The organism is Paraburkholderia sp. (assembly GCF_036488795.1).
GTDB lineage: Bacteria > Pseudomonadota > Gammaproteobacteria > Burkholderiales > Burkholderiaceae > Paraburkholderia.
This window is the reverse complement of record NZ_DASXHA010000163.1, coordinates 95,912-120,735: the sequence shown is the minus strand read 5'-3', so window position 1 is coordinate 120,735 and position 24,824 is coordinate 95,912. Positions and strand designations below refer to the sequence as shown.

Annotated in this window: 24 protein-coding genes and 1 pseudogene; 22 read left to right on the top strand and 3 right to left on the bottom strand. The window is 65.0% G+C overall.

Translation table 11 applies throughout. The features are described 5' to 3' along the window. The 12 genes and pseudogenes from VGH41_RS23745 to VGH41_RS23690 all read left to right on the top strand — a co-directional run. On the top strand, positions 1-235 hold a 235-nt coding region (locus VGH41_RS23745; protein ID WP_331600089.1), incomplete at its 5' end, for a CheR family methyltransferase. After that, positions 232-1,011 (top strand): annotated as a pseudogene (gene cheD / locus VGH41_RS23740) (chemoreceptor glutamine deamidase CheD). The gene VGH41_RS23745 and the pseudogene cheD, both read left to right, overlap by 4 nt. 5 nt (positions 1,012-1,016) lie before the next feature. After that, positions 1,017-2,108, top strand: a complete 1,092-nt coding sequence (locus VGH41_RS23735) for a chemotaxis response regulator protein-glutamate methylesterase (protein WP_331600095.1) — start codon at positions 1,017-1,019, stop codon at positions 2,106-2,108. A gap of 105 nt (positions 2,109-2,213) precedes the next feature. After that, positions 2,214-2,609: a chemotaxis response regulator CheY gene (gene cheY / locus VGH41_RS23730; RefSeq protein WP_144157222.1), complete on the top strand. Its 396-nt coding sequence runs from the start codon at positions 2,214-2,216 to the stop codon at positions 2,607-2,609. A 1-nt stretch (position 2,610) separates the two neighbouring features. Continuing rightward, a complete protein-coding gene (cheZ, locus tag VGH41_RS23725) occupies positions 2,611-3,318 on the top strand; it encodes a protein phosphatase CheZ (RefSeq protein ID WP_331600087.1) in 708 nt (235 codons plus the stop codon). A 190-nt stretch (positions 3,319-3,508) separates the two neighbouring features. Then, positions 3,509-4,042: a DUF2844 domain-containing protein gene (locus tag VGH41_RS23720; RefSeq protein ID WP_331600086.1), complete on the top strand. Its 534-nt coding sequence runs from the start codon at positions 3,509-3,511 to the stop codon at positions 4,040-4,042. Positions 4,043-4,067: 25 nt separating this feature from the next. Continuing rightward, entirely contained in the window at positions 4,068-5,330 is a 1,263-nt protein-coding gene (locus VGH41_RS23715) for a DUF3443 family protein (RefSeq protein WP_331600085.1), read from the top strand. Between the two features lie 192 nt (positions 5,331-5,522). Further along, positions 5,523-6,728 carry a flagellar biosynthesis protein FlhB gene (gene flhB, locus VGH41_RS23710; RefSeq protein WP_331600084.1) on the top strand — a complete coding sequence of 402 codons (1,206 nt, stop codon included), beginning with the start codon at positions 5,523-5,525 and terminating at the stop codon, positions 6,726-6,728. Then, positions 6,725-8,827, top strand: a complete 2,103-nt coding sequence (gene flhA, locus VGH41_RS23705; RefSeq protein WP_331600083.1) for a flagellar biosynthesis protein FlhA — start codon at positions 6,725-6,727, stop codon at positions 8,825-8,827. Before flhB ends, flhA begins: the two co-directional genes overlap by 4 nt. 250 nt (positions 8,828-9,077) lie before the next feature. After that, the gene (flhF, locus tag VGH41_RS23700; RefSeq protein WP_331600082.1) at positions 9,078-10,985 is read left to right on the top strand and encodes a flagellar biosynthesis protein FlhF; all 1,908 of its coding nucleotides are present in this window, start codon (positions 9,078-9,080) and stop codon (positions 10,983-10,985) included. Further along, positions 10,978-11,847, top strand: a complete 870-nt coding sequence (locus tag VGH41_RS23695; protein WP_331600081.1) for a MinD/ParA family protein — start codon at positions 10,978-10,980, stop codon at positions 11,845-11,847. Before flhF ends, VGH41_RS23695 begins: the two co-directional genes overlap by 8 nt. A gap of 27 nt (positions 11,848-11,874) precedes the next feature. After that, positions 11,875-12,609 (top strand): RNA polymerase sigma factor FliA, encoded by a 735-nt coding sequence (locus VGH41_RS23690; RefSeq protein ID WP_122152863.1) that lies wholly within the window; start codon positions 11,875-11,877, stop codon positions 12,607-12,609. Positions 12,610-12,841: 232 nt separating this feature from the next. Here VGH41_RS23690 and VGH41_RS23685 read toward each other — a convergent pair whose 3' ends face one another. The 3 genes from VGH41_RS23685 to flgA all read right to left on the bottom strand — a co-directional run bounded on the left by VGH41_RS23685 (position 12,842) and on the right by flgA (position 15,425). Beyond that, positions 12,842-13,285 carry a flagellar protein FlgN gene (locus VGH41_RS23685; RefSeq protein WP_331600080.1) on the bottom strand — a complete coding sequence of 148 codons (444 nt, stop codon included), beginning with the start codon at positions 13,283-13,285 and terminating at the stop codon, positions 12,842-12,844. 76 nt (positions 13,286-13,361) lie between these two features. Further along, positions 13,362-13,715, bottom strand: a complete 354-nt coding sequence (gene flgM / locus VGH41_RS23680) for a flagellar biosynthesis anti-sigma factor FlgM (RefSeq protein ID WP_331600078.1) — start codon at positions 13,713-13,715, stop codon at positions 13,362-13,364. A 153-nt stretch (positions 13,716-13,868) separates the two neighbouring features. Next, entirely contained in the window at positions 13,869-15,425 is a 1,557-nt protein-coding gene (gene flgA / locus VGH41_RS23675) for a flagellar basal body P-ring formation chaperone FlgA (protein WP_331600077.1), read from the bottom strand. Positions 15,426-15,699: 274 nt separating this feature from the next. Between flgA and flgB the strand changes: the two genes are divergently transcribed. The 10 genes from flgB to VGH41_RS23625 all read left to right on the top strand — a co-directional run bounded on the left by flgB (position 15,700) and on the right by VGH41_RS23625 (position 24,729). Further along, the gene (gene flgB / locus VGH41_RS23670; RefSeq protein ID WP_331600076.1) at positions 15,700-16,194 is read left to right on the top strand and encodes a flagellar basal body rod protein FlgB; all 495 of its coding nucleotides are present in this window, start codon (positions 15,700-15,702) and stop codon (positions 16,192-16,194) included. 106 nt (positions 16,195-16,300) lie between these two features. After that, complete coding sequence (gene flgC / locus VGH41_RS23665) at positions 16,301-16,726, top strand: flagellar basal body rod protein FlgC (RefSeq protein WP_331600075.1); 426 nt, start codon at positions 16,301-16,303, stop codon at positions 16,724-16,726. Between the two features lie 68 nt (positions 16,727-16,794). Next, positions 16,795-17,451 (top strand): flagellar hook assembly protein FlgD, encoded by a 657-nt coding sequence (locus VGH41_RS23660; protein ID WP_331600094.1) that lies wholly within the window; start codon positions 16,795-16,797, stop codon positions 17,449-17,451. Positions 17,452-17,497: 46 nt separating this feature from the next. Beyond that, positions 17,498-19,018, top strand: coding sequence for a flagellar hook-basal body complex protein (locus tag VGH41_RS23655; RefSeq protein ID WP_331600073.1), 1,521 nt, complete (start codon positions 17,498-17,500; stop codon positions 19,016-19,018). A gap of 20 nt (positions 19,019-19,038) precedes the next feature. Further along, positions 19,039-19,803 carry a flagellar basal-body rod protein FlgF gene (flgF, locus tag VGH41_RS23650; protein ID WP_331600072.1) on the top strand — a complete coding sequence of 255 codons (765 nt, stop codon included), beginning with the start codon at positions 19,039-19,041 and terminating at the stop codon, positions 19,801-19,803. A gap of 40 nt (positions 19,804-19,843) precedes the next feature. After that, complete coding sequence (gene flgG, locus VGH41_RS23645; protein ID WP_331600071.1) at positions 19,844-20,632, top strand: flagellar basal-body rod protein FlgG; 789 nt, start codon at positions 19,844-19,846, stop codon at positions 20,630-20,632. A 32-nt stretch (positions 20,633-20,664) separates the two neighbouring features. Next, a complete protein-coding gene (flgH, locus tag VGH41_RS23640; protein ID WP_331600070.1) occupies positions 20,665-21,372 on the top strand; it encodes a flagellar basal body L-ring protein FlgH in 708 nt (235 codons plus the stop codon). A gap of 2 nt (positions 21,373-21,374) precedes the next feature. After that, complete coding sequence (locus VGH41_RS23635; protein ID WP_331600069.1) at positions 21,375-22,571, top strand: flagellar basal body P-ring protein FlgI; 1,197 nt, start codon at positions 21,375-21,377, stop codon at positions 22,569-22,571. A gap of 9 nt (positions 22,572-22,580) precedes the next feature. Continuing rightward, positions 22,581-23,501: a flagellar assembly peptidoglycan hydrolase FlgJ gene (gene flgJ / locus VGH41_RS23630; protein WP_331600068.1), complete on the top strand. Its 921-nt coding sequence runs from the start codon at positions 22,581-22,583 to the stop codon at positions 23,499-23,501. Positions 23,502-23,973: 472 nt separating this feature from the next. Beyond that, positions 23,974-24,729 carry a flagellar brake protein gene (locus VGH41_RS23625; RefSeq protein ID WP_331600066.1) on the top strand — a complete coding sequence of 252 codons (756 nt, stop codon included), beginning with the start codon at positions 23,974-23,976 and terminating at the stop codon, positions 24,727-24,729. The last annotated feature ends 95 nt before the right edge of the window (positions 24,730-24,824 follow it).

Genomic DNA, 24,824 nt, shown 5'->3' with positions numbered 1-24,824 from the left:
GATCTACTTCGACAAGCCGACCCAGTCGCAGGTGCTGTCGCGCTTCGAGCCGCTCATGAAGGGCGGTGGCCTGCTGTTCGCCGGTCACTCGGAGAACTTCACCTACGTGACCCAGGCATTCCGCCTGCGTGGCCAGACTGTTTACGAACTGACCCGCGACGGCGGCGCAGCGCGCGCCGGTCAACGCGGCCAGACCCAACCGGCTCACTCGTCGACTAGCGGGGTGACTGTATGAGTAGCGCCCTGCCGATCGCCACCAATCTGTACTTCGACAATCACTTCCAGCGCCCCGGCGTGAAGTTGTTGCCGAACGAGTTCTATACGACCCACGACGACATGGTGCTTGTTACCGTGCTCGGCTCGTGCGTGGCCGCCTGCATCCGCGACCACACGGCAGGCATCGGCGGCATGAATCACTTCATGCTGCCGGACGACGGCGCCGACGTCGGCCAGGCCGCCTCGGATTCGATGCGTTACGGCGCCTATGCGATGGAAGTGCTCATCAACGAGCTCATCAAGGCGGGCGGCCGGCGCGAACGTTTCGAAGCCAAGGTATTCGGCGGCGCCGCGGTGCTCGCCGGCATGACGACGATGAACATCGGCGATCGCAATTCGGAATTCGTGCGCCGCTAACTGGCGCTCGAAAAAATCCGCATCACCGCCGAGGATCTGCAAGGCGGCCATCCGCGCAAGGTCGCCTTCATGCCGCGCACCGGCCAGGTGATGGTGAAAAAACTGCGCCTGCAGCAGGAAGCCGGGGTGGCCGAGCGCGAACAGGCGCTCGCCCGGCAGACCTCCGAGCAGCGCGCCGAGCGTCTCGCAAAGGCCCGCGAACGCGTCGAACTGTTTGCCGCGCCGGCTGGCGGCCGGCCAAAAATCGAGCTGTTTGGTGCAAGGGCCGCTGCTGGTTCAGGGACGGGCGCCCCGGCTGCGAAGCCGCGCATCGAGCTATTTGGCGCGAGCCCGCGTCCGAATAATTCAAACAACGCCAGAACTGCCGAGGAGGCGTGAGAGCTGTGCAAAAGATCAAGGTATTGTGCGTCGACGATTCGGCGCTGATCCGCAGCCTGATGACGGAGATCATCAATGGCCAGCCGGACATGACCGTCGTTGCAACCGCGCCCGACCCGCTCGTGGCGCGCGAACTCATCAAGCAGCACAACCCGGACGTGTTGACGCTCGACGTCGAAATGCCGCGCATGGACGGCCTCGACTTCCTCGAGAAGCTGATGCGCCTGCGGCCGATGCCGGTCGTGATGGTGTCGTCGCTGACCGAGCGCGGCAACGAAATCACGCTGCGCGCGCTGGAGCTGGGCGCGGTGGATTTCGTCACGAAGCCGAAGGTCGGCATTCGCGACGGCATGCTCGACTACGCCGAAAAGCTCGCCGACAAGGTCCGCGCTGCCGCACGCGCGCGCGTGCGTCAGGCCGCGCCCGCTCACCACGCCGGCACGCCCGCAGCGGGCGGCGCGCAGGCCACGCCGGCGCCGAACTTCAACAATCCGCTCGTCAGTACGGAAAAGCTGATCATCGTCGGCGCCTCGACGGGCGGCACGGAAGCCATCCGCGAAGTGCTGGTGCCGCTGCCGCCGGATGCGCCCGCGGTGCTGATCGCGCAGCACATGCCGCCGGGATTTACGAAATCTTTTGCACAACGCCTCAATGGTTTGTGCCGGATTACCGTTAAAGAGGCAGAGCACGGTGAACGCGTGCTGCCGGGACACGCTTATATCGCACCCGGCCACGCTCACCTGTTGCTAGCACGTAGCGGCGCGAACTATATTGCACACCTGTCCGACGAACCGCCGGTCAACCGGCACCGGCCTTCCGTCGATGTGCTGTTCCGTTCGGCCGCACAGCACGCCGGCAAGAATGCGGTGGGCGTGATCCTGACGGGGATGGGCCGCGATGGCGCGGCCGGATTGCTGGAGATGAAAAAGGCGGGCGCCTATACGCTCGCGCAGGACGAGGCGAGCTGTATCGTGTTCGGCATGCCGCGCGAGGCTATTGCGCTGGGCGCTGCCGACGAGATCGCTTCGTTGCCGGAGATGAGCCGCCGCGTCATGACGCGTCTCTCGTCGATGGGCGAACGCGTACAGCGGGTATGATGCGGCCCAACGGCGAGCGTCGGGCAATGCGATCGAAGTCAGCGCCAGGCCTGTTGACGCACGCGCGGAACCATCTGGATAAGGGATAAGGGAAAGGGAATTGAAATGGATAAGGGAATGAAGATTCTGGTGGTAGACGACTTTCCGACGATGCGCCGGATCGTACGTAATCTGTTGAAGGAGCTGGGCTATTCGAACGTCGATGAGGCGGAAGACGGCGCAGCGGGCCTGGCGCGTCTGCGCAGCGGCAAGTACGACTTCGTGATCTCCGACTGGAACATGCCGAACCTCGACGGTCTGGCTATGCTGAAGGAAATCCGCGCCGACGCGAGCCTGACGCACCTGCCGGTGCTGATGGTGACGGCGGAGTCGAAGAAGGAAAACATCATCGCGGCGGCGCAGGCCGGCGCGAGCGGTTATGTGGTCAAGCCGTTCACGGCGGTAACCCTCGACGAGAAACTCAACAAGATTCTCGAGAAGATGGCGAAAGCCGGGAGCTGATGTGAACCAGCCGACCAACGCGGCAGCCGCCGAAGCCCACGACGGCGGCGATCTGGCCAGCGACCGCATCCTTGCCCGGATCGGGCAGTTGACGCGCACGCTGCGCGACTCGATGCGCGAACTGGGGATCGACAAGCACGTCGAGCGTGCGGCGGAAGCCGTGCCCGACGCGCGCGACCGTCTCAAGTACATCGCCAATATGACCGAGCAGGCGGCCGAACGCGTGCTGAGCTCGATCGAAGTCGCCAAGCCGATGCAGGAACAGCTGCAGAAGGACGCGGGCGAGCTCGACGCGCGTTGGGAGCAATGGTATGCAGCGCCGATTGAACGCGAGGAAGTGCGCGCGTTGATGAACGACACGCGTACTTTCCTGCGCGGTGTGCCGGAAGTGACCACGGCGACCAACCAGCAGCTGCTCGAGATCATGCTGGCGCAGGACTTTCAGGATCTGACCGGCCAGGTCATCAAGAAGATCACTGAAGTCGTGTACCTGATCGAGCAGCAACTGCTCGGCGTGCTGATCGAGAACATCGCGCTCGAGCGCCGCGAGCAGTTCGCCGCCACCGCGGCGGCGCTGGCCGCCGAGCCGTCCTCGACCGGCAGCCCGGAAGGCTTGCTGAACGGGCCGCAGATCAACCCGGAAGGCAAGGCCGACGTGATGCAGGATCAGGGCGAGGTCGACGACCTGCTGGCGAGCCTCGGCTTCTAGAAGCGGCTTGCCGCAGCCCGCTTGCCCGACTCCCGCTGCCTGAGCGCACCGCCGCTCGGGCACGCGGCGCGTCGCCCGCCGAATAAAAGCTTCATGTAGTCCGGTGCCGTGGTGCCGTATGATCTCGATTACATGCTGGCGCTCGTGCCCTGCGCGAGCCGCCCGCCAGTCGATCGGGAGGAGTCTGGCCATGCCGCGTCGCACATGCCGCGTCGTTTTCACGACGACGTTTGCAGTTTCCTGTCTGTTCTCCAGCGTCCAGTCCGCTCACGCGGTACTGGGCGGCAGTCCGCTGACGCCACCTGCCGGTGCGTCAACCAGTTCCCATACCGTGACCCCGCTTGCCGTGGCGCATGCGGCGTCGGCGGCGAGCGGCGCCACGTCTTCGTCCTCGTCCTCGTCCTCGTCGTACACCGTGCAGGAGACCACCTTCGGCAACGGCACGGTCGTGCGCGAGTATCTGGGGGCCAACGGCAGCGTGTTCGGCATTGCATGGCATGGACCGCAGATGCCCCAACTGACCGATCTGCTCGGTACTTATTTCCCGCAGTACCTGGCCGGCGTGCAGGCCGTGCGCGCCGCGCGCGGCGGCGGCCACGGGCCGGTGGCGGTCGAGCAGAGCGGCCTCGTGGTCCGTTCCGGCGGCCACATGGGCTCCTTCACCGGTCAAGCCTGGCTGCCGCAGGCGTTGCCTGCCGGCGTCGGCGGTTCTGACATCCAGTGACAGTGACAGAAGCGGGAGACAGGACATGCAAGCTGCAGCAAAGCTCAAAGGGTGGATGCAGGTCGTCGCAACGGTTGCACTGGTGACGCTGCTGGCCGCATGCGGCGGCGGAGGCGGTTCCGGTTCGTCGGGTTCGAACGACAGCGGCCTGCCGCCCAGCCCGGGCGCCCAGCCGGTCGCCGCCAATGCCGGTAATACGGCGCCGATCATGGTGGGACCCGGTGTCGCGAACGTCATCAATATTCCGACGGTTAGCGTCAAAGTCTGTGTGCCGGGTACGACCACCTGTCAGATCATTAACAACATTCAGGTGGATACCGGCTCGTTTGGCTTGCGGATTGTCAGCACCGCGCTGCTAGCCCCGTTGCCGCTGGCCCCTGCTCCCGTTGCAACGGGACGCACGCTGGCCGAATGCACCACCTTTGCCGACGGCTCCTCGTGGGGCACGGTGCGTACCGCGACGGTGCAGATCGCCAATGAAACGGCCACCAATATCCCGGTCCAGGTGCTCGGCGACCTGCCGGACAGCAGCATTCCGTCGGGTTGCGTCAACGGCGCGGCGGAGAACACGGCTAGCCAGATCGGCGCGAACGGCATTCTCGGGATTGGCGTGGCGCCGGTCGACTGCGGGATCAACTGTTCGAATGCAACGTTGGCGCCGCAATTCAGTAACTATTACGCCTGCATTGGCACCGCTTGCCTGAACACGCCTACCCAGGTGCCGACTCTCAATCAGGTGGCAAATCCGGTCGCAAATTTCGCCACCGACAATAACGGCGTGATCGTGCAGATGCAGCCCATATCCAGTTCCGGCGCGACCTCGGCCTCGGGCACCCTGGTGTTCGGCATCAACACGGCGACGAACAATCAGCTGACAGGTGCCACCGTATTTACGACCAACGGGTCCGGCGATCTGCCCGTCAGCACCTTCAACGGCGCCAAGACCCTCGCGTTCATGGATTCGGGATCGAACGCGTATTTCTTCAGCGACAGTTCGCTTGCCCTATGCGGCAGCAACTTCCCAGGCTTCTATTGCCCGTCGTCGGGGCAGACGCGTACGGTAGGCCTCGTCGGCCAGAACGGCGCCCTCGCTAACGTGAATGTGGGCATTCAGGATGCGGCGGTGCTCTTCGCCAACGGCAACAATTTCGCCTTCAACGACCTGGGCGGACAGATCGGCATTCCGGGCAGCTTCGATCTGGGCTTGCCGTTCTTCTTCGGCCGCTACGTCTATTACGGGATCGACCGGACGGGCAATGGCGGCCAGGCGCCGTTCGTCGCGTTCTGAGCCGCAAAAGCAGCATGAGCCGGAGGACGGGGTGGCCGGCTGGCCGCCCCGCCGATCCACCGTCATCTGGCGCCCTATCTCTCGAAATACCCCCCTTTCCCTGTCCTTATCCGCCGATCATGGCTTGCCTTCAGCGGGAATAATCGCTCTCACTGGAAATAGGCATCGTGCCTTGTCCGTCTGGAGAGCCTTGTGGCAGGGGATAGCGACCTCGAAAAAACCGAATCCGCCACTCCCAGGCGCCTCGAAAAGGCGCGGGAGGAGGGGCAGATTGTTCGTTCGCGGGAGCTGGTGTCGTTCGCCCTGCTGTCGGCGGGCTTCTATGGCGTGTGGGGGATGGCCGGCAGCATCGGCGATCATCTGGGACTGATGGTTCGCGGTGCCATGATGTTCAACCACGCCACCGTGTTCGACACCAATCGCATGCTGACCGGCGCGGCCGTGGCCGGCCGCGAGGGGTTGTACGCGCTGCTGCCGGTTCTCGCGCTGACGGGCCTGGCGGCGCTGCTGTCGCCGCTCGCGCTCGGCGGCTGGCATGTGTCGCCCAACGTGCTCCAGCTCAAGTTCGAGCGGCTCGATCCGATTGCCGGGCTCGGCAAGATCTTTTCGATCAACGGCCCGATCCAGCTCGGCATGTCGCTCGTCAAGACCATCATGGTGGGCATCGTCGGCGGAGTCGCCATCTGGAACCGCCACGACCAGATCCTCGCGCTTGCCAACCAGCCGCTCACCCAGGCGCTCGCCAATTCGGCGCATCTGATTGCGGTCTGCTGCGGCATGACGGTGGCCGGCATGTTCGTGGTGGCGGCGCTGGATGTGCCTTACCAGCTCTGGAGTTACCACAAGAAACTGCGCATGACGAAGGAAGAAGTGAAGCGCGAGCACAAGGAAAACGAAGGCGATCCGCAGCTGAAAGGGCGCATCCGTGCGCAGCAGCGCGCCATCGCGCGGCGCCGCATGATGAGCAAGGTGCCGCTGGCCGATGTGGTGGTTACCAATCCGACGCACTTCGCGGTCGCGCTGCAATACAGCGACGGCGAAATGCGTGCGCCGCGCGTGATCGCCAAGGGCGTAAACCTGGTGGCGGCGCGGATTCGCGAACTGGCGGTCGAGAACAACGTGCCGCTACTCGAAGCGCCGCCGCTCGCGCGGGCGCTTTATCACAACGTCGACCTCGACCGCGAAATTCCGGGCGCGCTGTACGGCGCCGTCGCGGAAGTGCTGGCGTGGGTCTACCAGTTGCGCCGTTTCAAGGCCGAAGGCGGCGCGGTGCCGATGGCGCCGACCGAATTCGACGTACCCGCCGACCTCGACAAGGGGCCGGTATCCGATGACGAGGCGAGCGAAGAAGCCGCCGACACCCTTAACGACAACGCTGCACCGGGAGCCTCCGCATGAACGCACGCGCCGGTTTCCTCTCGCGACGCCCAGATGCGCTGAATAGCGGCAACCTGCGCGCGCTCGCAGGTCCTGTGCTGATCTGCATGATCCTCGGCATGATGATCTTGCCGTTGCCGCCGTTCCTGCTGGATCTGCTGTTCACCTTCAATATCGCGCTTTCGGTGATGGTGCTGCTCGTCAGCATGTACACCATGAAGCCGCTCGACTTCGCCGCCTTCCCGAGCGTGCTGCTGTTCTCGACCTTGCTGCGGCTGTCGCTGAACGTGGCTTCCACGCGGGTCGTGCTGCTCGAAGGCCATACCGGTCCGGATGCGGCCGGTCAGGTGATCGAGTCGTTCGGACACTTCCTCGTCGGCGGTAACTTCGCAGTCGGGATCGTGGTGTTCATCATCCTGATGGTGATCAACTTCATGGTGATCACGAAGGGTGCGGGCCGGATTGCCGAAGTGTCGGCGCGCTTTACGCTCGACGCGATGCCCGGCAAGCAGATGGCGATCGACGCCGACCTGAACGCCGGCATCATCAACGAAGATCAGGCCCGCAAGCGCCGCCTGGAAGTCGGCCAGGAAGCCGAGTTCTACGGGTCGATGGACGGCGCGAGCAAGTTCGTGCGCGGCGATGCGATTGCCGGTTTGCTGATCATGGTGATCAACATCATCGGCGGGCTGATCGTCGGGGTGGTCCAGCACAACATGGATTTCGCCGCGGCCGCCAAGAACTACACGCTGCTGACCATCGGTGACGGCCTCGTCGCGCAGATCCCGTCGCTGGTGATCTCGACGGCCGCCGGTGTGATCGTCTCGCGGGTGGCGACCAACGAAGACATCGGCACGCAGCTGACCGGGCAGCTCTTCACCAACCCGCGCGTGCTGATCATCACGGGCTGCATCCTGATCCTGATGGGTCTGATTCCGGGCATGCCGCACTTCGCGTTCATCCTGCTGGGCGGCGCTCTGGTCCAGCTGGGCCGCGTCATGAAGAAGCGCGCGCAGGACAGCAAGAGCTCCGCGACCCTCGTGGATGTGGCGCCGGCGACGCTCGCCCCGGCGGAAAACACCGAAGCCAGCTGGGACGACGTGACGATGATCGACACGCTCGGCCTCGAAGTCGGCTACCGGCTGATTCCGCTCGTCGACAAGAATTCGGACGGCGAACTGCTCAAGCGCATCAAGAGCATCCGCAAGAAGTTTGCGCAGGAAATCGGCTTTCTGCCGCCGGTCATCCATATCCGCGACAACCTGGAACTCAGGCCGAACGGCTACCGGATCGCGCTGAAGGGCGTCGAGGTGGGCGTGGGCGAGGCCTATCCGGGACAGTGGCTCGCCATCAACCCGGGCCAGGTCAGCGCGGCATTGCCGGGCACGCCGACCCAGGATCCGGCCTTCGGTCTGCCGGCCATCTGGATCGATACGAATTTGCGCGAACAGGCGCAGGTGTACGGCTATACGGTGGTCGATTCGAGCACCGTGGTCGCGACGCACCTGAACCATCTGGTCGTCACGCATGCGTCCGAACTGCTCGGCCGCCGCGAAATCCAGGCGTTGATCGAACGGATGCAGAAGGACACGCCGTCGCTCGTCGACGATCTGGTGCCGAAGTCGCTGTCGCTCACGACGCTGCAAAAGGTGCTGCAGAACCTGCTGGAAGAAGGCGTGCCGATCCGCGACATGCGCACCATTCTCGAAGCGCTCGCCGAGCACACGCCGAAGGTCACGGACGCGCACGAACTCACGGCGGTGGTGCGGCTCGCGCTGGGCCGCGCGATTACCCAGCAGTGGTTCCCGGGCACCGGCGACATGCAGGTGATGGGCCTCGATTCGAACCTCGAGCGCGTGCTGTCGCAGGCGCTGTCGACGGGCGCCAACCCCGGCCTCGAACCAGGCCTCGCGCATACCCTCATGACCGAGACGCAAAAGGCCATGACGCGGCAGCAGAACCTGGGGCTCGCGCCGGTCCTGCTGGTGCAGCATTCGCTGCGCCCCATGCTCGCGCGCTTCCTGCGCCGCAGCCTGCCGCAGCTCAAGGTGCTGTCGTACGCGGAAGTGCCGGATACCCGCAACATCAAGGTGGTGAACCTGATTGGCGGCCAGGGCTAAGCCTTTCACCGCGTCCGGTTCCCCTTAGCTCGCCTGCTCACCGGCGCGTGCACTGCCAGTGTCCGCGCCGGTCTGGTTTTTCCGCTGTGCCTGAGGGCCTCCGCCGCGCCTCCCGGGACGGCGTCCATCACGCGAATTGCCTACCTTTCCCGGCCTTTATCAAGCGATCGTCCCTCGACATCTTTCGCAATAATCGATCTCAATGGGAAGCGGTATGTTGCCGGTCCGTTAACCTCATCGGGGGTCCAGCTTGAACATTCGTAAATTTGTCGGTGCTACCAGTCGCGACGCGCTACGCCTCGTCCGCGAAGCACTGGGCCCCGATGCGGTCGTGCTGTCGAACCGCACGATAGAAGACGGCACCGTCGAAATCGTCGCGCTGGCCGACAGCGAACTCGCGGCGATCACGCCGAAGGCCCGCAACAAGGCAGGCACGGCGCTGCCCGCGCTGACGCACGGCACGCAGAGTTCGCCAGGCATGACGCCGGTTGCTCAACGCAATGCGCCGATGATGCAAGCGAACCCGTATGCGAGCGGCATGCCCGACGTGTTCTCCTCGGTGTTCGGCGCCAGCCCGGAAGCGGGCACGGAAAGCATGTCGGCCAGTAACGCACCGGCTCAGGCTGCCGAAACCGCAGCGGAACCGGCGAGTGGCGCCACCGCGCAGGCCGCCGCCGCACAGTCGCTGCCGCAAGCAGTCCCGACCGCCCAGCCCGCTCCGCAGATTCAAGCCACGCCACAAGCCCCGCAAGCCGCACAAGCCCAGCAAGTGCTGCAGGCGCCGCGCGGCAACGACGACATCCGTGCCGACCTGTTCAAGGCCGCCGCGTTCACACCGGCGCCGGCCGCACCGCGCACGATGGCCGAGTCGAACCCGTGGCTGATCGACCATGCGCGCGCTATCGCCAGCAAGCAACAAGGTGCGTATAGCGAGCGCGCGTCGTCGATGACGCCGGCCGCGGCGATGGCCAAGGGCCTCGGCGCACCGGTCGAGATCAACGTCGGCTCGCGCTACACGCCGGACGACGCCGACGCGCCCGACTGGGCGCGCGAGGCCGCGCAACTCGCGGCACGCCGCGCCGCGCAGAAGGCTGCGCCGAACCTGCAGAGCGCGGAGGAAGCCCGCGCCACCGCGGCGAGCGTCACCGAAGCCATCAAGGCGCGCATGGAGCAGGTCGTCAACGAAACCGTGATGAGCGAGCTTTCGTCGATGCGCGGCATGATGGAAGAACACTTTGCCGGCTTGCTGTGGGCCGATCGCCAGCGCCGCAGCCCGGTGCGCGCCTCGCTCACCAAGCATCTGTTCGCCGCCGGTTTCTCCGCGCAGCTGGTGCAGATGATGGTCGACAACCTGCCGCCCGGGATCGAGAACATGGACGGCGGGATGGACTGGGTGCGTAACGTGCTCGAATCCAACCTGCCGGTGATGGAAAACGAAGACGCGCTGATGGAGCGCGGCGGCGTGTTCGCGCTGATGGGCCCGACGGGCGTGGGCAAGACCACCACCACGGCCAAGCTCGCGGCACGTTGCGTGATGCGTTTCGGCGCCAGCAAGGTCGCGCTGCTCACCACCGACAGCTACCGGATCGGCGGTCACGAACAACTGCGTATTTTCGGCAAGATCCTCGGCGTCTCGGTGCACGCGGTCAAGGACGGCGGCGATCTGCAACTGGCGCTCGCCGAACTGCGCAACAAGCACATCGTGCTGATCGACACGATCGGCATGAGCCAGCGCGACCGCCTCGTGTCCGACCAGATCGCGATGCTGTGCCGCGCCGGCCAGCCGGTGCAGCGCCTCCTGCTGCTGAACGCCACCAGCCACGGCGACACGCTCAACGAGGTGGTGCAGGCCTACCAGCGCGCGCCGGATCAACAGCCGCTCGCCGGCTGCATCCTGACCAAGCTGGATGAAGCGACCAACCTGGGCGGCGTGCTCGACACGGTGATCCGCTACAAGCTGCCGGTGCATTACGTGTCGACCGGCCAGAAGGTGCCGGAGAACCTGTACGTGGCGACCCGGAAATTCCTCATCAAAAGCGCTTTCTGCATTCCGCGCGACAGTTCGCCGTTCGTGCCGCACGACGAAGAGATTCCGGCCTTGCTTTCGGCGCTTTCGGCGCGCTCGACAGCCGAACTGCACGAGGTCCGCTTTGGATAAAGTCGTTTCCGATCAAGCCGAAGGATTACGGCGTTTGCTGGCTCGCAACGGCTCGCGTGTGCTGGCCGTGACAGGAGGATCGACCAGCGTCGGTTGCACCACGACGGTCATCAATCTGGCTGCCGCGCTCGCCGAGCAGGGCAAGGATGTGCTCGTCATCGACGAGTGTCTGAACGAATACTCCGTGAGCGCGATGCTCGGCGGCATGCGCGGTGCGGGCAGCTTTTCGTCCGTCGTACGCGGCGAGATGTCGCTTGAAGCCGCCGCGGCACGCCATGCGTTGGGCTTTTCGGTGCTGGCCGCCGCGCGCGGCAACCGCGACGCCCATACGCCCGCGCAACTGGGCAGCGTGCTGGACGGGCCGGCCGATGTCGTGCTGATCGATGCGCAGCTTGACCGGCTCGGGCAACTGTCCGCGCTGGCGATGCAGGCGCACGACCTGATGATCGTCACACGGGTGGCGGCTCAGGCGATTACCGACGCTTACGCCTGCATGAAGCGTCTGCATTACGCACACGGCATTGCGCAGTTCCGTGTGCTGGTCAATCACGTGCATAGCGTCACCGACGCGCGCACGGCATTTGAAAACCTCGCGGGTGTAGCAGGGCGTTATCTCGCCGTGTCGCTGGAAGACGCCGGTTGTATTGCGGCCGATCCACGCATGACGCGTGCGCTCGAACTGTCGCGCTGTGTGGTCGACGCTTTTCCGTCGACGCCCGCCGCGCGTGATTACCGGCATCTTGCCGCCGAACTGCAGTACTGGCCGATGCGGTCAGCGATGTCGTCACGTCACCACTGGGTGGCGCCGGCGACAGTAACAGCGGCGCAACACGCCGACCAACCGTCTGCGCAACTCGCCTGAGGGCGAGACGTGGACAAGGGGAGCACGATGTATAACGCTCAGGGAAAGATTTCCCAAGCCGAGGTTCTGACGAAGTACGCGCCGCTCGTGCGGCGGCTCGGCTTGCAGCTCGTGGCGAAAATGCCGGCGAGCGTCGATCTCGACGATCTGATTCAGGCCGGCATGATCGGTCTGCTGGATGCCGCAAGCCGGTACAAGGAAGACCAGGGCGCGCAGTTCGAGACCTACGCCAGCCAGCGGATTCGCGGCGCGATGCTCGACGAACTGCGCAGCAACGACTGGCTGCCGCGCAGCCTGCGCCGCACGTCCCGCGAAGTCGAGACGGCGGTGCACCAGGTCGAGCAGACGCTGGGCCGCTCGGCGAGCGAAACCGAGATTGCCGGTCACCTGAAGATGCCGCTCGACGAATATCAGTCGATGCTGCAGGACCTGCACGGCAGTCAGTTGATCTATTACGAAGACTTCGATCGCTCCGCGGACGACGAACCGTTCCTCGACCGCTATTGCGTCGATCATTCGGATCCGCTGTCGGCGCTGCTCGACGAAAGCCTGCGCTCGGCGCTGGTCGAAGCCATCGAACGGCTGCCGGAGCGTGAAAAACTCCTGATGTCGCTGTACTACGAGCGCGGCATGAACCTGCGCGAAATCGGCGCCGTGATGGAAGTCAGCGAATCGCGGGTATGTCAGTTGCATAGTCAGGCGGTCGCGCGGTTGCGCACACGTCTGCGTGAGATGGCCTGGGCCAAGGCCGAAGCGGAATAACCGAAGGCGGGGGACGGCGTGCCGTCGAAGCCAGATAATCTCCACGCGATCTACGCCGTCCTTGTGACGGCGCTTTTTTTTGTGCGCGGGACCCACGGCGACGGCACGCCAGCGACAGCGACGCGCAGGTCGCGCGTCGAGCTGGATCAATCAGGGGAGACGGAATGAAACCGGCGGCGCGAACGCTCCGCCGGACAAGCCTGGTGCGAACTGGATAGCCGTTGAGCGCGGCTCAGAGCGAGCCGAATTTCGGCATCCGGCCGTCCGGGCCATACAGCGAGGGTTTGGCTGGACGCACCTGCAGGACGTCGAGGGCGCGCTGGTTGTATTCCATGCGGGTGCGGATCAGCACGCCATTGGTCTTGTTCGAGCGGCGCGCGCGCTCCACCGACTGTTGCAGCAACGACCACTGCTCGGCCAGTTTGGGATCTTTCCGGGCCGCCAGTTCAATACCGCTGCGGCCGGCCGGCAAACCCATTTCGGCGAGCTGGACGTCGCGCATCTTTTCGAGCGAGGCCAGCTTGCCGACCAGCTCGGTTTTCTTCTCGACGATGGGCGTCAGCATTTCTGCCGGATCCACCTGGGTCAACGCCTTTTGTTCGACGGCCAGCACGGAAGCAAACGCTTCAATGGTCGCGTATTCGTCGGTAACGGTGGCCAGCAGCGCGTCTCTCATCACAACTCGCATACACAGCGGCCCGCGCGAGCTGCGCGGGTCAGGGTTTCAAGGTGTCGCCCAACGGCGACCAGCCTCAATTGCCGGTCGCCGGGGCTCTCGTTTGCAGCAGACTGCGGGTGGTTTCCAGCACGCCGTCTGCGATCTTGCCCGGGTCGATGGTCAGCGTGCCATTCTGGATGGCCGCCTTGATCGACGCGACATGGGCGGTGTCGATGTCGCCGGAACCCGACGCAGTCTGGCTGCGCAGATCGGACGACAAGCCGGACAGGCTCACGTTTGCATCACCGCCGGACGTGCCGGCGGTTTGCGCGGTGGTGCTTGCGCTCGGGGCGGAGGTAGCCGCCGGGGCCGAACCGTCCTGCTGCGTGCGCGTCGCGCCGCTGGTCAGGCTGTCCAGCTGGGTGTTGGTGGTGGAATCGATTTTCACGATTGGCTTCCTGAACGATTTGATTCTAATAACGGCACACTAGAATCCAAACTTTAGCTCAATCGTTGTATCCCTTTGTAACCACACCACCCTCGCGAGTTTCCCCTCAACCGCGGGTTCAGGGCCCGCCGTGCAACGGCTTCCGGGTCCGTGTCACATCTGAATCTGCACGGTTCCGCTGTCCTTCACGATCCCCATGATGATCTGGCCCGCCGCGGTTCGGACCCGGACCGGCTGACCCGGCGGCGCATTGCTCAGCGCGCTGCCTTCCGACGAAATCGAGAAGCCGTCGCCCTGTGCGACCACCCGCACCGTTGCCCCGGCCGTCACCGACGCGGCGCTCTTCAGCATGTCCTGACGCAGCGGCAGGCCGGCACCCACGCGCATCAGCGTGATCGAGCCGACTGCCTGCGAGGGCGCCGTGATGATCGACATCGGCAGCATCGTCAGGTCGCCGTCGCGGCCCACCAGATCCGCCTCGGCGACCACTTCGCCGGGCGCGATCGCGCGTGCGGCGACGTAGTAGGTGGCATGCACCGACACTTTCGCCTGCAGCCAGACCGTCCACGGATGGCCGCTCGTGCAGCGCACGCCGATGGTCGTGCGGCCCCACAGGCGCGCGTTGTTCGGCAGGAAGGGCTGCAGCGTGGCGCAGGCGGCAAGGCCGCGCGGGAAGGCGGGCGCGACCGTCAGCTCGACACGGCCGGGCAGGCCGTCCACCTGTTGCTTGAGAAATTCCAGCGCGGCGGTGTGAATCAGTTCGCCGTCTTCCTGGCCCGCGGGCACCGGCTCGGAGGCGGGTTGGACCGGCTGGGGCGCGGCCATGGCGCGATTGGGTTGGGCAATCTGGGCAAGCTGGCCCGTCTGGGCCATCTGGGCTGGGCGTGCGGCAAGCGCTGGCTGCTTCGCGGGAATCGTTTGAATGACAGGCGCGGCAGCGGTTTGCTGAGCCTGCGCGGCCAGCGCCGGCCGCATCTGCTGGATGGCCTGGGCGCGCTGCGCGGCTTCGGCTAGCGCGGCGGGCGACAGCGCGAGCGGCGCCGGCAGTGTTTGCGTGCGTCTGGGCGTGCCGGGCGTGCTGGATGCGCTGGTCGTGCCGGTGCCGAGTTCGGGCGGCTCGCCGCGCGAAGCGAGGCTGTCTATTTCGATGTCGCTGGCGGGCGCCGCATCGACCGGACGTGCGGCGGCGGTATTGGGCATGCGCGCCGGTGTCGCAGTCACGACGACCGGCATGACCTGGCTCGCCGCGAACGACGCGTTCAGGTTGACGCGTTGCAGACCGGCGCCGCTAGGGCGGCTTGCCGGCGCGGTTTGCACGGCCGGTGCGGCGGACACGACTGGCGGGCGCGCCGCGGCTTCGCCCGTGCCCGGAATCACAATCGCGCCGCTGGCGTTGGCCAGCGCATCAAAGCGGTCGCGGGTGCCCGCGCTAGCGGACGGCGCCGGCGCAAGGCCGGCCTGGGCGGCGGGGTTCGCGGCACGCGCGCGGCTGCCGGACGAGCCGGCGCCGGTGGCGAGCGCGGTCATCCTCGCGAGGTCAGGGGAATCCTTTTCGCCTGGACCGGGAATCACGATCGGGCCGCCGGCTTCCTGTGCATGTGCCGCCGGCATCGCGCACGCGGCCGCCACGGCGCACACCAGCCAGGCGGCAGTGTGACGCATGACGATGCGGCGCAGCGGCTGCGCGGCATCGAAAGTGGCTCGGGCCATCGCGATTCTCCAGCTTGATGAGGCAAATGCGTGCAGCAGATGCGTGAGGCGACTATCGCCATTCCGGCAAAGGTACGAGTTGCATTCTAGAGATGCGGCTTGCCGCGCAAACGACGAATAGAGGCAACCTTCCCCGGTTATTCCGACGATTGCCGCTTGCAGGTCCCGCCTAAGATGCGTCTCATGCAAAAAGGCCTTTTGGGGCGCCGCAGGTTGCGTGCATGTCGATCTGCAGATCGCACGCCAGACGCGGGAACGTTATCCGGAGATTTCAATGCTCGACAAACTCGATGCCGAATTCAGCTTTGGCCGTGAAGCGCTCGATGTCCGTTCGTATCGTCAGGAACTGTTGTCGTCGAACATCGCGAACGCCGACACGCCGGGTTACAAGGCGCGCGACGTCGATTTCGGCTCGGCTCTGGCCGGCGCGCTGAGAAAGACGCAAGGCACGCTTGGCAACGGCGCTTCGAACGCGTCGGCGCTCGCCATGACGCAGCCGGCCGGCGTCACGAGCGGCATGACGATGGTTTCGACGCAACCGGGCCACATGGCCGGCAAGGCGACGCTCATCCCGACCGGCGGACCGAGCGACGACTACGGCCAGTTGCAGTACCGCATTCCGACGCAGCCCGCGCTCGACGGCAACACGGTGGATCTGGACGCCGAGCGCGTGCAGTTCGCCGACAACTCGTTGCACTTCGAGTCGGCCATGACGGAAGTGTCGGGTCAGATCAAATCGATGCTGTCGGCGATCACGTCGGGCTCCTGATGGAGTCTCGCCGGGACGACCTTCACACGCTGGATGTATCCGCTAAAAACCACGCCTACGGGAATCAACAAGCCGGTAGCTACCGGCAGGAGAGGTCAGAGAAGCCATGCCATCCCTGATGAATATTTTCAACGTCGCCGGTTCGGCCATGTCGGCCGAATCGCAGCGGCTCAACGTGACGGCGTCGAACCTCGCCAACGCCGACAGTACGACCGGTCCCGATGGCCAGCCGTACAAGGCCAAGCAGGTCGTGTTCGCGGTCAATCCGATCGGCGGCGCGCGCTCCGGCTCCGGCCAGCAGGTCGGCGGTGTGCGGGTGACGGGTGTGGTGGACGATCCCACGCCCATGAAAACCGCCTACGACCCGGGCAACCCCGCGGCTGACGCGAACGGCTACGTGACGATGCCGAACGTCGACCCGGTGGAAGAAATGGTCAACATGATTTCGGCATCACGCGCGTATCAGGCGAACGTCGAAACGCTGAACACAGCAAAGACGTTGATGCTGAAAACTCTCACGATCGGAACCTGAGGAGCACTTCCTTGACTAGCACAATCGGCAACAACGGCACGACCGTGTCGCAAACGCTGCTCGACACCATGAACGGCTCGGGCTCGGCGAGCAGCGCGACGGGCAGCTCCGCGACGTCGAGCACGACGGGCGCCGGCCTGCAGAGCACGTTCCTGCAACTGCTGATCACGCAGATGCAGAACCAGGATCCGACCAATCCGATGGACAGCTCGCAGATGACTTCGCAGCTCGCGCAGATCAATACCGTGACGGGCATCAGCCAGCTGAACACCTCGCTCGCCTCGCTCTCGACCCAGCTCAACGCCGGACAGACCTCGCAGGCGGCGTTGCTGATCGGTTCGAGCGTGCTCGCCCCGGGCAACTCCGTGACCGTGGCAAGCGGCAAGGCGAGCACGTTCGGCGTGCAGCTGGCCTCCGCGGCGACCGACATGCAGATCAACGTGGTGAATTCGTCGGGCAAGATCGTCAACACGATCGATCTGGGCGCGCAGCCGGCCGGCACCGTGCCGGTGTCGTGGACGCCGGTGGATTCGAGCGGCAATCCGCTGCCCGACGGCACCTACACGATTACCGCGACCGGTACGGTCAACGGCAAGGCGGGCACCGCCACCACGCTCACCGCAGGCACCGTCCAGAGCATCGTGCAGGGCACGGGCGGCGCGCCGAGCGTCGTGCTTTCGAATGGCAACACGGAGCCGCTGACCTCGGTCGCGGCCATCCTCTAGGCAATCGGTTCAACCACTTTAGACAATCCCCGCAACGGAGACCGTCATGGGTTATCAGCAAGGTTTGAGCGGCCTGTCGGCTGCATCGAGCGATCTCGACGTGATTGGCAACAACATTGCCAACGCGGACACAATCGGCTTCAAGAGCGGCACCGCCGTGTTCGCCGACATGTATGCGAACTCGGTCGCCACGGCCGTCAACAACCAGATCGGTATCGGTACGCAGCTCGCCGAAGTGCAGCAGCAGTTCTCGCAAGGCACCATCAATACGACCGGCCAGGCACTGGACGTCGCCATCAACGGCAACGGCTTTTTCCAGATGTCGAACAACGGCGCGCTCACGTATTCGCGTAACGGCGTGTTCCAGTTGAACAGCAGCGGCCAGATCGTCAATGCGGAAGGCTTGCAGCTGATGGGCTATGGCGCCAATGCCTCCGGCGTCATCAACACGGCGCAAACCGTGCCGCTGACGGTGCCGACCGCCAACATCGCGCCGTCGGTGACCACCACCATCAACGCCCAGCTGAACCTGAATGCGCAGGACAACCTGATGCTCGGCACGCCGGCCGTGACGTTCGGCGGCACCAATACGGGCCTGACGGCGGCTACCGACGCGGCCGCCTCCATCACGACGGCTTCGGCGGGTTCGAACAACGACAACTACACGGTGGCGTTCGCGGTGACGGGCGGTGTCACGACCTACACCGTGACGGACTCAACCAACCCCACGAACGACAGCACGGGCACGTTCAAGGCAGGCACGGCGATCGCGCTGGGCAACGGGCAGTCGCTGACGGTGTCGGGCACGCCGGCGAACGGCGACACGGTGTCGGTCGCGCCGACCCCGCTCGCGTTCAACCAGAACAGCTCCTCGACGTACGACTATTCGACCAACTTCCAGGCGTTCGACTCGCTCGGCGGCTCGCAGACGGTCAACATGTACTTCGCGAAGACCGGGTCGGGCACGTGGAACGTCTACGCGGGCGTCGCAGGCGGCACCGCGAGCCTCGTCGGCACGGCCAACTTCAGCACCAGCGGCGCACTGACCGGCATCACCACCACGCCGCCGAGCACCACGCCAAACACGGTGTCGTTCTCGATTCCGAACACGGACGGTTCCGGCACGCCGCAGCCGCTGACGGTCGACTTCACGGGCACCACCCAGTTCGGTAGCGCCGACGGCGTCAACAACCTCGTGCAAGACGGCTTCGCGGCCGGCCAGCTGACGAGCTTCACGGTCGGCACCACCGGCATCCTGACCGGCAACTACTCGAACGGTCAGACGGCGGCGCTCGGTCAGGTCGTGCTCGCCAACTTCAATGATCCGAACGGTCTCGTCGACCTCGGCAACAACGAGTATGCGCAAACCGCGCAGTCGGGCGTCGCGCAGATCTCCACGCCGGGCAGCACGAACCACGGCACGCTGCAAGGCGGCGCGGTGGAAGACTCGAACGTGGATCTGACCAACGAGCTGGTCAACCTGATCACCGCGCAGCGCAACTATCAGGCGAATGCGCAGACGATCAAGACCCAGCAGACAGTCGATCAGACGCTGATCAACCTGTAAGCACAGCCGGAGCCGAACGCATGACCGACCGTCTGATTTATACCGCGATGTCGGGCGCCACCCAGGCGCTCGAGCAGCAGGCCATCGTCGCGAACAATCTCGCGAACACCTCGACCACCGGGTTTCGCGCCCAGCTCGAGACGTTTCGCGCGGTACCGATGTCGTTCGGCGACGGCAGCACCGTCAACGACGAGACGACCCGCACCTTCGTGCTGTCGTCGACCCCGGGCGCGGACGAAACGCCCGGCCCGATCCAGCAGACCGGCAATCCGCTCGACGTGGCGGTGCAGGGCGACGGCTGGCTCTCCGTGCAGACCGCCGACGGCAACGAGGCCTACACGCGTGCCGGCAACCTGCATATCGACCAGAACGGCCAGCTCGTGAACGCGACCAACCTGCCGGTGATCGGCGCGGGCGGTCCGATCTCGGTGCCGCCGGGCTCGAAGATCACCATCGCCAAGGACGGCACGGTGTCGGCGCTCGCGCCGGGAGATCCGGCTACGGCGATTGCCGTGGTCGATCAGTTGAAGCTGGTGAAGCCGCCGGCGGGCACGCTCACGCGCGGCGACGACGGCATGTTCCGCAGCGCCGACGGCAATCCGGTCGACGCCGATCCGACCGTGACGCTCGCGCCCGAATCGCTCGAAGGCAGCAATGTGAATCCGGTGAGCGCGATGGTCTCGATGATCACCAATGCGCGGCAGTTCCAGATGCAGACCAAGATGATCGAAAACGCCGATCAGAACGACCAGACCGCCAACCAGTTGCTCACTTTCAGCAGCTAACGGACGCCGCGCCTCGCGCGCACCCAGGAGAATCAACACTGTGAACCGCTCACTTTATATTGCTGCCACCGGCATGAATGCGCAGCAGGCGCAGATGGACGTCATCTCGAACAACCTCGCGAACGTCAGCACCAACGGCTTCAAGGGCTCGCGCGCCGTGTTCGAAGACCTGCTGTACCAGACGGTGCGGCAGCCGGGCGCGGACTCGACCCAGCAGACGCAGATTCCGTCGGGCATCCAGCTCGGCACGGGCGTGCAACAGGTCGCGACCGAACGCCTCTACACGCAGGGCAACCTGCAGCAGACCGGCAACTCGAAAGACGTGGCCATCAACGGCAACGGTTTCTTCCAGGTGCAGATGCCGGACGGCACGACCAGCTACACGCGCGACGGCTCGTTTCAGACCAACCAGCAGGGCCAGCTCGTGACCTCGAGCGGCTATCAGATCATTCCGGCCATCACGGTGCCGGTGAACGCGACGTCGCTCACGATCGGCAGCGACGGGGTGGTGACGATCACGCAGCCGGGCACGACCGCCGCGACGCAGATCGGCGCGATGCAGATCGCCACCTTCATCAACCCGGCCGGCCTCGACGCCAAGGGTGAAAACCTGTTCGCGGAAACCACCTCGTCGGGCGCACCGAACGTCTCGGCGCCGGCGACCAACGGCGCGGGCGCGCTGCAGCAGGGTTACGTCGAAACCTCGAACGTGAATGTGGTGCAGGAACTGGTCAACATGATCCAGACGCAACGCGCGTATGAAATCAACAGTAAGGCCGTGACCACGTCCGACCAGATGCTGCAGACCCTGTCGCAGATGCAGGTCTAAGGGTTCGGAACTACAGGCGGTAGGGAATCAAGATGTCGCAATTCAACCTCAATCCGGTCAAGGGCGACGCGCTCGGCGCGAAGCTGCTCGCCACCGTCAGCGTGCTGGCTGTGGCGCTGTGCGGCTGCGCGTGGGTGCCGAAGCAGCCCATCGTGCAGCAGCCGATGACGGCCGTGCCGCCGGTGCCGCCGCATGCCCAGACGCCGGGTTCGATCTACAACCCGGGTTATGCGGGGCGGCCGCTTTTCGAAGACCAGCGGCCGCGCAATATCGGCGACATCCTGACTATCGTCATTCAGGAAAACATCAACGCAACCAAGTCGTCCGGCGCGAATACCAACCGGACTTCCGCTACCTCGTTCTCGACCACCAGCGCGGGCTTCCTCAACGGCCTGTTCGGCAAGGCCAATCTGAATTCGCAGGGCGCCAACACGTTCGCCGGCACGGGTGGCGCGAACGCGTCGAACACCTTCAATGGCGTGATCACCGTCACGGTGACGAACGTGCTGCCCAACGGCAATCTGCAGGTGAGCGGCGAAAAACAGATGCTCATCAACCAGGGTAACGAGTTCGTGCGCTTCTCCGGCGTGGTCAACCCGAACACCATTTCCGCGCTGAACGCCGTGTTTTCCACCCAGGTGGCCGACGCCAAAATCGAGTATTCGGCGAAGGGCTACATAGACGAGGCGGAGACCATGAGCTGGCTACAGCGCTTCTTCCTTAACGTGTCGCCGTGGTGATCATGAGTCTCGCTCCTATTCGCCACGCTGCCCAACCTGGCCGCCCCGCACGCTTCGGGGTGATCTGCCTCGCATTCGCGCTTGCTTGCGGCGCGCTGCCGCCGCTCACGCCGGTTGCGCATGCAGAGCGGCTGAAAGATCTCGTCGCCATCCAGGGCGTGCGCGATAACGCGCTGATCGGTTATGGCCTCGTCGTCGGTCTCGACGGTACGGGCGACCAGACCACGCAGACGCCGTTTACGACCCAGACCCTTGCGAACATGCTCGCGAACCTGGGTATCTCGATCAACAACCAGTCGGCCGGCTCGTCCAATAGCAGCACGTCGGCGCTGACCAGCATCCAGCTGAAGAATGTGGCCGCCGTGATGGTGACCGCGACGCTGCCGCCGTTCGCCCGTCCGGGCCAGGCGCTCGACGTCACCGTGTCGTCGCTCGGTAACGCCAAGAGCCTGCGCGGCGGTACGCTGCTGCTCACGCCGCTGAAGGGCGCGGACGGCGCCGTGTACGCACTCGCGCAGGGCAACATGGCCGTGGGCGGCGCGGGCGCGAGCGCGAATGGCAGCCGCGTGCAGGTCAACCAGCTTGCGGCGGGCCGCATTACCGGCGGCGCGACGGTCGAACGCGCGGTGCAGTCGAGCGTGACGCAGGACGGCACCATGCAGCTCGAGCTGAACGACATGGACTACGACACGACCCAGCGGATCGTCTCCGCGGTCAACAATGCATTCGGCTCGGGTACGGCCACGCCGCTCGACGGCCGCACCATCCAGTTGCGCGCGCCCTCCGAGCCGGCCCAGCAGGTGCAGTTCATGGCGCAGCTCGAAGACCTCGACGTGAAGCCCGCGCAGGGCGCCGCGAAGGTCGTGCTGAATGCGCGTACCGGCTCGATCGTGATGAACCAGATGGTCACGCTCGAAAATTGCGCAGTGGCGCACGGCAACCTGTCGGTGGTGGTCAACACGCAGCCGGTAGTGAGCCAGCCGGGCGCGCTCTCGAACGGCCGCACGGTGGTGGCGCAGCAATCCCAGATCCAGCTGAAGCAGGACGATGGCGCGCTGAAGTACGTGCGCGCCGGCGCAAACCTGGCCGACGTCGTGAAGGCGCTCAACGCGCTCGGCGCGACGCCCGCCGACCTGATGTCCATCCTGCAGGCGATGAAGGCAGCAGGGGCCTTGCGCGCTGAACTTGAAATCATTTAAGGAACCGCGATGACTACCGATCCCACTTCAGGCCCGGCCGATATCAGTCAGCGCTTTGCGCTCGACACCCAGGGCTTCGACAGTTTGCGGGCGAAGGTCGCTGCATCGCCGCAGCAGGGCGTCAGGATGGCCGCCAAGCAGTTCGATGCGACCTTCATCACGATGATGCTGAAGAGCATGCGCGATGCGACGCCGCAAGACGGCCCGCTCGATTCGCGCGACGGTGCGCAGTTCACCTCGATGATGGACGAGCAGATGGCGCAGCAGATGTCCTCGAAGGGCATTGGCGTCGCCGACGCGATGCTCAAACAGTTGATGAACAACGCCGGCATGCAAAGCGGCAGCGCCGGCAGCACCGCGGCCTTGAACGCACTGGCGAAGGCATACGGCAATCCGCAGGCGAACGGTTCGCTCGCGAGCGGCGTGGGCTACTCGCGCAACAGCGCGCTGACCCCGCCGCTGCACGGCGACGGCACGACCAACGTCGACGCCTTCGTCGACAAGCTGGCCGCCTCGGCGCAGGCTGCCAGCGAGACGACCGGCGTGCCGGCACGCTTCATCATCGGCCAGGCCGCGCTGGAATCCGGCTGGGGCAAGCGCGAGATCATGAAGGCGAACGGCGAGACGAGTCACAACGTGTTCGGCATCAAGGCGAGCGCGGACTGGAAGGGCAAGACCGTTTCGACGGTGACGACCGAGTACCGCAACGGCCAGCCGCACCGCGTGGTCGAAAAATTCCGCGCATACGACTCGTACGACGAAGCGATGGGCGACTACGCGCAGCTGCTGAAAAACAATCCGCGTTACGCGCAGGTGCTGAACGGCTCGCACGACGCGGCCAATTTTGCGATCGGCATGCAGCGCGCCGGATACGCGACGGATCCGCATTACGCGAAGAAACTGATGTCGATCATGGACCGGATGAGCTGAGCCGCGCCGCCGCAGCCGGCCGCGAGACGCGGCTTGTCTGCGGCGCCGGTTTCAAACGGTTCCACCCGGGACCGCGGTGTCGACCAGCACCAACCGCTTGATCCGCACTACCCGCACCACCCGCTTTGCGCCGGGCGCCGGCCACGCCGGACTTGCCGCACGCAGCGTTCCAGTTACAGCGACGGGGCCATGTCGCATAACAAGACGGTGGGGCCGGCGACGCACATGCGCCGCCGGCCGAGCCGCTCCAGATCCCCACGGTACATTCACGCAGCCGATCCGCATTGCACGGGTGGTTTAACGTTTGCGGGAAATTTTTCAGCGAATTACCCTAAACTTTGGGTTCAGACTGCCGCTATTCAGTCAGACCTCAATACCGGGTGCAGTCAGGCCCGGTCAGTTGCACGTGTCACGGGCCCCGGCACTGGACCTCGGGCACGGGCCCGTCAGTAACATGCATATCGGCAAGCCCATGGATACCACTGAGACGAACGGCCAGACGGACGGCTCTACTGAAACTGGCAACGATTTCGGTCGTCGCAACCCGCTTGAGATCGGTGTCCAGTTGCGCAATCTCGTCAACCGCGGTGATTTTTTGACCGCGCAGTACAAGGGAGGCCAACTCGTCACCCGGATTCTCGATGTCGACGTACGAGAGCGCACCTTTACTTTCGATTGGGGCGCGCTCGCTGAACAGAACCACGGCCTGATGGCCGCGCCGCGCTGCGCGTTCCACGCACAACCCGACGGCGTGCGCGTCGAATTCTCCACCAGCACACCGCGCGAGACACGCTACGAAGGCCGTCCGGCATTCGAAGCGGACTTTCCCGAAGTGCTGTACTACGTGCAGCGGCGCGAGTATTTCCGCGTCGACGCGCCGATTCTCGATCCGTATATCTGCACGGGCCTGTTGCCCGACGGTCAGCGCTTTCGCTTCGAAGTGCACGATCTTTCGCTGGGCGGCGTAGGCATGCGCACCAACGACACGCGCGTGGCCGAACTGCCGATGGGCTGTGTGCTGCAGGATTGCGAACTGAGTCTCGGCGCACCCGGCAAGTTGTCGCTCGATCTGCAACTGGTGTCGTTCCGCGCCGTGGACATGCCCAACGGCACCCAGCGCTTCCAGCTCGGTCTGCGTTTCGTGGAGCTGCCCGGCAATGCCGAGAACACGCTGCAGCGTCTCATCACGCAGCTCGAAATGAAGCGCCGTTCACTGGTGCGCACCTGAGGCGCAACGCCTGCAAAAGGACCTGCAAAAAGCCTGAATAAATACGGTTAGCGCCCTCAATATTGCTGTTAGCGCGCCGTTATACATAGAGTCTT